Source organism: Marinobacter sp. B-12 (genome assembly GCF_056857915.1).
This window is the reverse complement of the sequence record NZ_JBSXOB010000042.1, coordinates 1-6,950: the sequence shown is the minus strand read 5'-3', so window position 1 is coordinate 6,950 and position 6,950 is coordinate 1. Positions and strand designations below refer to the sequence as shown.

The 6,950-nt window shown below is 48.5% G+C and carries 7 protein-coding genes; 2 read left to right on the top strand and 5 right to left on the bottom strand.

Translation table 11 applies throughout. From position 1 onward, the window contains the following. Positions 1 to 6 precede the first annotated feature (6 nt). Entirely contained in the window at positions 7 to 1,053 is a 1,047-nt protein-coding gene (locus AC13D2_RS06465) for an IS630 family transposase (protein ID WP_482938361.1), read from the top strand. Positions 1,054 to 1,142: 89 nt separating this feature from the next. Here AC13D2_RS06465 and AC13D2_RS06460 read toward each other — a convergent pair whose 3' ends face one another. From AC13D2_RS06460 to AC13D2_RS06440, 5 genes are read right to left on the bottom strand one after another with little or no spacing between them, the layout of a single operon-like run. Beyond that, positions 1,143 to 2,468: a TRAP transporter large permease gene (locus tag AC13D2_RS06460; RefSeq protein WP_317307205.1), complete on the bottom strand. Its 1,326-nt coding sequence runs from the start codon at positions 2,466 to 2,468 to the stop codon at positions 1,143 to 1,145. Positions 2,469 to 2,491: 23 nt separating this feature from the next. Continuing rightward, positions 2,492 to 3,007, bottom strand: a complete 516-nt coding sequence (locus tag AC13D2_RS06455; RefSeq protein ID WP_317307206.1) for a TRAP transporter small permease — start codon at positions 3,005 to 3,007, stop codon at positions 2,492 to 2,494. Between the two features lie 3 nt (positions 3,008 to 3,010). Next, positions 3,011 to 4,042, bottom strand: coding sequence for a TRAP transporter substrate-binding protein (locus AC13D2_RS06450; RefSeq protein ID WP_317307207.1), 1,032 nt, complete (start codon positions 4,040 to 4,042; stop codon positions 3,011 to 3,013). A 26-nt stretch (positions 4,043 to 4,068) separates the two neighbouring features. Continuing rightward, the gene (locus AC13D2_RS06445) at positions 4,069 to 5,148 is read right to left on the bottom strand and encodes an enolase C-terminal domain-like protein (RefSeq protein ID WP_317307208.1); all 1,080 of its coding nucleotides are present in this window, start codon (positions 5,146 to 5,148) and stop codon (positions 4,069 to 4,071) included. A gap of 11 nt (positions 5,149 to 5,159) precedes the next feature. Next, entirely contained in the window at positions 5,160 to 6,278 is a 1,119-nt protein-coding gene (locus AC13D2_RS06440) for an alpha-hydroxy-acid oxidizing protein (protein ID WP_317307209.1), read from the bottom strand. Positions 6,279 to 6,603: 325 nt separating this feature from the next. Here AC13D2_RS06440 and AC13D2_RS06435 point away from each other — a divergent pair, with 325 nt between their 5' ends. Continuing rightward, a complete protein-coding gene (locus AC13D2_RS06435) occupies positions 6,604 to 6,825 on the top strand; it encodes a helix-turn-helix domain-containing protein (protein ID WP_482938360.1) in 222 nt (73 codons plus the stop codon). Positions 6,826 to 6,950: the final 125 nt, after the last annotated feature.

The following is a 6,950-nucleotide window of genomic DNA, read 5'->3' as shown; positions in this document are numbered from 1 at the left end:
GATCAACTGGAACTCGAAGGCTGGTGCCGAACCAATACTCTGAGCCAGCATCTGGCTCAACGTGCCAGGATTCTTTTGTTACTGAATGAAGGCGAGACGCCTCAAGGGATCTCGGACTCGCTTCAGGTTAGCACTCAAACGGTATTCAAGTGGCGCAAGCGCTACCGTGAACAAGGTCTTGAGGGGCTTTATGATGCGCCGCGACCGGGGCAGCCCCGAAAACTGGACAACAAAACCGTCAAAAAGATTTTAGAGGACACGGTCCATAAGGTCCCGAAAGAAGCCACACACTGGAGTCTCAGCCTCATGGCAAAGCATGCCGGGGTGACGCGCTGGCAAGTGCGCCAGATCTGGCAAGCGGCGGATTTAAAGCCGCACCGGCTCAAAACGTTCAAAATCAGCAACGACCCGAACTTCGCTGAGAAAGTGTGTGACGTTGTCGGCCTTTATCTGAATCCACCGGACAATGCGCTGGTTCTGTCTGTTGATGAAAAGACCCAGATCCAGGCGCTCGACCGGACACAGCCAAAATTACAACTCAGGCCAGGACAAATTGAGCGTCATACGCACGACTACAAGCGCCATGGTACAACCAGCCTGTACGCGGCTTTTAACATTTTGACGGGCGAGGTGATTGGTCGTGTTACTCAACGCCATCGTGCCAAGGAGTTTCTGGACTTTTTGCGACAGATCGACCGGGAAAGCCCGAAGGATCTGGATCTGCACGTGATCCTGGATAACAGCTCGACTCACAAGACCCCGGAGGTCAAAACCTGGCTGGCTAAGAACCCCCGCTTCAAACTGCACTTCACGCCTACGAGCGCATCGTGGCTGAACGCCGTTGAGGGGTGGTTTGGACAACTGGAACGCCGCGCCCTTTATCGAGGCATTTTCACCAGCGTTGGTGAGTTGAAATCAGCGATCAAAAAGTACATTAAGGTCCACAACGAAAAACTGGCCAAGCCGTTCCGGTGGCATAAAAGCGCCGAAGCTATTATGACATCGGTGGCGCGGGCAAAGCTGAGTGCCATTGATAATAAGCGCGCGAATTAACCGAATGGGACACTAGCAAGCCTTCGGTACTCAAAGACCTACTAGCGATATAACAGTTACCGCTGTTCCCATATCGGGAAGAAGCGACCCTAATATAATAGATTGGGCAAGAACAAAGCGATTCCCGGAATGAAAACAATCAGTACCAACCGAACAATATCGACTATCCAGAATGGAGTTACCCCCCGAAATATCGTTCCTGTTTTAATATCGCCGAGTACTGCTCGAAGCACAAAAACATTTAACCCAACAGGAGGGGTGATCAGGCTTATCTCTGTAACCACCACAACAATGATCCCAAACCACACCAGATCAAAACCAAGCGATGCAACGACTGGGTAAAATACAGGTACCGTAAGGAGCATCATCGAAAGGCTCTCGAATACCATTCCAAGAACGATATAAATTCCCATAATGGCAAAAAGAACAACAATCGGAGACAGATTAATCGCTGTTACGAAATCAAGTAGCATATCCGGCAATCCGGCTCTGTTGATAAAGTCCGAAAAGATAAGCGCACCAATAACTACCGCGAATAACATTGCTGTGGTGCGAGCAGTATCTGCTAACGTTTCAAACAAAGATGAAAGGCTGAGACGACCACGCATCAAGGTGATCAAGAAAGCGCCTCCAGCGCCGATTCCTGCCGCTTCGGTAGGAGTAAAAATGCCTAAATATATTCCCCCCATGACCAGCGTGAATAGAGCTAATATCCCCCAGACACCCTTTGCTGCAACAATCCTCTCCGGCCAGGACGTTCTTTCACCGGAAGGACCAGCTTCCGGATCGCGCCAGACAACATAGCGAACGGCTACAAGGTAAAGCAGCACACCGAGAAGACCAGGGATGAAACCAGCTGCGAATAGCTCTCGAATTGACGAGCCGGTTAGCAAACCATAGATAATCAGAATAACGCTGGGAGGAATCAGGATTCCGAGTGTGCCGCCAGCGGCAATAGATGCCGATGCCAGTGCATCGCTGTATCCATATTTGCGCATCGGAGGCATCGCCACCTTGGACATCGTTGCCGACGTCGCCAGGCTAGAGCCAGAAATCGCCGAAAAGCCTCCGCACGCAACGATGGTTGCCATGGACAACCCGCCCTTTCGGTGGCCTAGAAAGGCATGTGATACTCGGTAAAGTTCTTGGGACAACCCAGATCTCGTAACCAGGTTTCCCATAAGGATAAATAGTGGTATGACTGACAAGCCGTAATCCTGAACAGTATCGACGACACGAGTGGAAGCCATCGATAACGCGCCGGTCCAGCGGAAACTAGCCAGGTTATCGAGCCCAAGCCCTTGTAAAATAGCAAAGCCAAAAAAGCCGACCACACCCATTGCGAACGCAATTGGAATTCGCACGACAATAATCAGGAAAAGAAGAACGGCAAAGCCGATCAAGACAGTGGACATAGGGATCCCCGGTTACGTTTCAGTTAATTTTTGTCGTGGCGTAAGATTCTGAACACGCCGTAGGTGAGCATCCCCAAAGCTGTCGCCCAGCTCATGACAGCGATGTAGATCATGACGTAACCACTTGGCAAGCCAAGAAACTCTGTGACAACGTTGCGGCTGATTGAACGCTCGGCCAACTCCCAGATTCGCCATCCGACTGCACAAAGCGATAAAGAAATGACGAAAGCGGCCAGTAGGGCGAATAGTTTGACGGTCCTGGGACCAAGAATGCTGTCTAATAGATCCACAACGATGTGGCACCCTCGCCAGGTGACAACTGGCATTGCCGCAAAGACCATTACCGCGAGTCCGATCTCCGTCAACTCGGTACTTCCATGAACAGGGCTAGCAAAGATGTAACGGCCCACAACATCAATGCAAGTAAGTACCATCAGGAAGAGCAGGACAACGGACGCAATGGTTTCGAAAGAGAGGGCCAGCCATAAGGCTGGCCCTCTCTCGTCGTAATGCTTTTTCAGCCATTGAAGGAATGCCATTACTCACTCCTTCTTTTGCGCTTCGTAGTTTCGAGCAATGGAGCGAAACTCTTTAAGAGCCTCGGAAGCATTTACGCCGGTGTCTTCAACTGAATCGAGCCAATCTTCGTCAATCCCTGATGAGATTTGTTCAAACTCCACTGCGATCGGGTCACCCTTCTCTACGCGTTTAACGGCAACGCCCTTATCGATACTTTCTTGCAAGGCTTCATTACCACACTGCTCCCACTCCTGACCGGCAAGACGCGACAGTCGCTCTCCGGATACGCTCAGAAGAGCTTCACGCGCTTGGTCCGGCAAGTTCTCGAGGAAACCCTCATTGATGAAGACAGCAAAACTGGTCTGATACATGCCGCCGGGCAGTAGCGTCAGGTTCCGAGCGACTTCATTCAGTCGAATCGTTCGCTGCTCGCATACGGGAAGAAATGTCCCATCGATTACGCCCTGCTGCAGCATTTCATAGACTTTTGTTGCGGGTGCATTTACGCCCACAACATCCATATTTTCCGCCAACGTATTCATCACCCCACCACCGAGGCGAATTTTCTGACCACTCAAATCCTTGAGGCTATTGATCGGATCTCTGGTATGGATCTGCCCAGGGGCGTGGGTAAACAAGCCGACGACCTCGACACCAACGAATTCGTTAGCCGGGGCAAGGTATTTCTCATGCACTCGCCAGTATGCGACTGATGCCGCCTCGGCATTCGGGCCATTTAGCGGCAATTCAGCGAGCTGGGTAAGCTCGAAACGGCCTGGCACATAACCTGTGGACGACCATGCTGCGTCAACCACGCCGTCCTCTACCAAAGTGAAAAGATCTTTCGGGTGGCCAATGTTGTATTCGATTTTCAGTTTCACCTCGCCGTTTGTAGCTTCCTCAATCCATTTCCCCCAAGTAGGAAGAACAACCGTGTTTTGAGGATGGGAGGGCGGCAACCAACTAGCTACGTACATGGTCGTCTGAGCATGAGCCAGACTAGTGAAAACCAAAGACAGAAAAAGCGCAGTTATAAGGATTTTTGTAATTTTCATAACATTTCTCCGCACATTAAAGGGGGTTAAACTATGTATTTTTCAATTTCCGACTCTTTCCATACAAAGCCTGCACCATGCTCATCCGAGAGAACTGCATCGCCATCAACAAATGCTAGAGATGAGTCCACAACCGCTTTAGCGATATCCATTCGTTCAAGCCAGTGTGCAGTAGGGCTGACAGCTAGAAGGTGGGCACTATATTCCTGGAATAAATGGCTGGACATTGGTTGCGCAAAAGCTTCGCACAGAGCTGAGGCCTTCAACCAACCTGTGACTCCACCAATTTTCATGACATCCGGCATCGAAAGGTCACAAGCCTCCGCCCGAAGTGACTTGATCATTTGCTCAGTTCCTAGCCAATTTTCTCCGATTTGAATGGCAACATTCGAAGCAGAGCGTACTTTTGCGCAAGCGTCGTCATCAAAGTAAGAAACAGGCTCCTCCACCCAGGCTATGCCCTCCGCCTGAAGAGCCTTGATCCGTTTTATTGCCTCGGGAACAGCTAGACTCTGGTTGTAATCAACCATGATATCGACGCTATCTCCGACCACCTCCCTTAGTTTTGAAACCACGTTGAGATCTTCTTCCAACGTCTCGTAACCTATTTTGGTCTTGATTCCTCGGAAGCCCTGCTTTACCGATGCCTCGGCACGTTGCGCGGCAAGCGATACGCCATCCATACTGTGACTGTCATAACTTTTAATTCTTCGAGCGCCACCTCCCAAGAATTTATAAAGCGGCAAGCCTGCAGACTTTGCCAAAGCATCCCAAAGTGCCATGTCAATACCGGAACCTGCCATCCTCAATAGCCCGGTGTACCCGAGCAATTGGAACTTTTCTTCTAACAGTTTATTGATAGCGAAGGGTTCAACCTTCATCCCGACGATGATCTTAGATAAATCTTTAGTTACACTTTTCAGTGATGACAGCATTGCCGGAGAATAACCAAATAAATAGGCCTTCCCAACTGAGCTCGAGTTAGTGAATATATCCACTAATATAAGAGGAGAAGTATCTACTACACCAACAGCAGTATATATGGGGTACTCAAGAGGCACATTTACAGCTCTTACATCGACTCTCTCTATTATTAAAGAAGACACAATTTTATACCTCAATCAAAGACAAAGCTTTTATTTACATCGTTAATATCAGAACAACCAATATGGGCAAGTGTGCGATCAACATCGTCTTTTAGCATTTTAATCATTTCGTCGACACCGTATTCACCCCGAGCAGCCAAAGCCCACAGCAAAGGGCGCCCAATCAGGGTGGCCTCCGCTCCCAGCGCAATGGCCTTCACAATATCTGAGCCCCTTCTGACACCGCTATCAATCATTACGGGAATATCAACTTTCGAAACAACCTCTTCTAAAGCTTGAACCGGAGATATACAGCTATCCAACTGCCTTCCGCCATGATTTGAAAGCACTACACCGTCGACGCCTATCTGAGCACATTTGACTGCATCAGAGGCATTATTTATACCTTTTACTATTAATCTATGAGGCCACTCATCTCTTAACCATTTTAAATCCTGCCAATCGAAGCTAGCGTCCATTTTTCTGCTCATAAGGGCAGATTGAATCTCTATATTATTAAGTTCGGCAGTTTCAAAATTTGCCAGCTTCGGCATGCCATATTTAACAAGATTCCAACTCCAGGATGGATGCAAAGCTCCATCCCAAATGACCTTTGGCGTGTATTTAATAGGCAATGAAAACCCATTTTTAAGATCTCTTTCACGGTTCCCATTTACCGCTACGTCGACCGTGAGGATGAGTGTCTGGTAGCCGTTGTCGCGAGCTCTTTGGATAAACTGCTTCGCCAGCTCTTTGTGAATTACATACAGTTGAAACCAAAGTTCGCCGTCACTGGCCTGTGCAACTTCCTCGATGGAAGACGTCGATGCCGTTGATAACGAGAAGGGTATTCCGGCGCGAGCAGCAGCTCTGGCAATTTTCAAATCACCCTCCGGAGAGAAAAGGCCATTCAACCCAGTCGGTGCAACTGCAAAGGGGGCCGCCTGTTTATTGCCAAGAATTGCCCGCTCAATATTGCGATTGCTTACATCAACCAATCTTTTGGGTGATAGCCTTACGTTGGCGAACTCATTTCGATTGTGTTGCAAAGCATTTTCGTCATCGGCACCACCGTCGAGATAATCGAACACCATCTTTGGCAATCTGGATTTCGCTAGGCGACGGTAATCGTGATAACTCACTATCTTCATTGGTGCGTCCTCAGATTCATCAGAAAGGATAGGTTGTTGTTTTTTATCCTGAACTTTGGTTGTCTTTAATATCGTCTCTTCCGGGGCGTTCCCCCATATCGCAAGAGGAGATATCGGAAATCGTCGAGGGCACCTTTCAGAAAGTGGAGCTTATTCGATCTAGGATTACCGAGAATCTTGCTAGCACCATGGCGCTTTATTACTTGATAGTGGGCTGACTTGATTGATGTGTTGTTTTTCACTCTTCCAGCCTCGTGATTTTATACGGTAACAACGAAAAATATATTGATCAAATTGATAAATTTTGCTATCAAATATAGATCATATGAATATTTGGATCTGTAAAATTATGCAAAAATCTGATTTGGGCCTGATAAAGGTGTTCCTGTCTATCTATGAGGACGGCAGCGTTAGCAAAGCTGCAGAAACCCTCAACCTAACTCAACCTTCTGTTAGTTACTCACTATCACGCTTACGGGACTTGTTAAATGATTCGCTATTCACGCGTACGCGGGATGGCATGAAGCCTACTGTAGTGGTTCAATGATTCCGGACACCAACGTAGGTGGTAATATCGCCACCATAAACGAGGTGTCTGATGACCAGAAAGCGACGTTCTTTTTCTCCTGAGTTCAAACAGGAAGCAGCCAGCCTGGTGCTGGATCAAGGCTA

Bases quoted from the DNA above. Each gene is read 5' to 3' on its own strand.
- AC13D2_RS06460 (WP_317307205.1), bottom strand. From the start codon at position 2,468: ATGTCCACTGTCTTGATCGGCTTTGCCGTTCTTCTTTTCCTGATTATT.
- AC13D2_RS06455 (WP_317307206.1), bottom strand. From the start codon at position 3,007: ATGGCATTCCTTCAATGGCTGAAAAAGCATTACGACGAGAGAGGGCCA.
- AC13D2_RS06450 (WP_317307207.1), bottom strand. From the start codon at position 4,042: ATGAAAATTACAAAAATCCTTATAACTGCGCTTTTTCTGTCTTTGGTT.
- AC13D2_RS06440 (WP_317307209.1), bottom strand. From the start codon at position 6,278: ATGAAGATAGTGAGTTATCACGATTACCGTCGCCTAGCGAAATCCAGA.
- AC13D2_RS06435 (WP_482938360.1), top strand. From the start codon at position 6,604: ATGAATATTTGGATCTGTAAAATTATGCAAAAATCTGATTTGGGCCTG.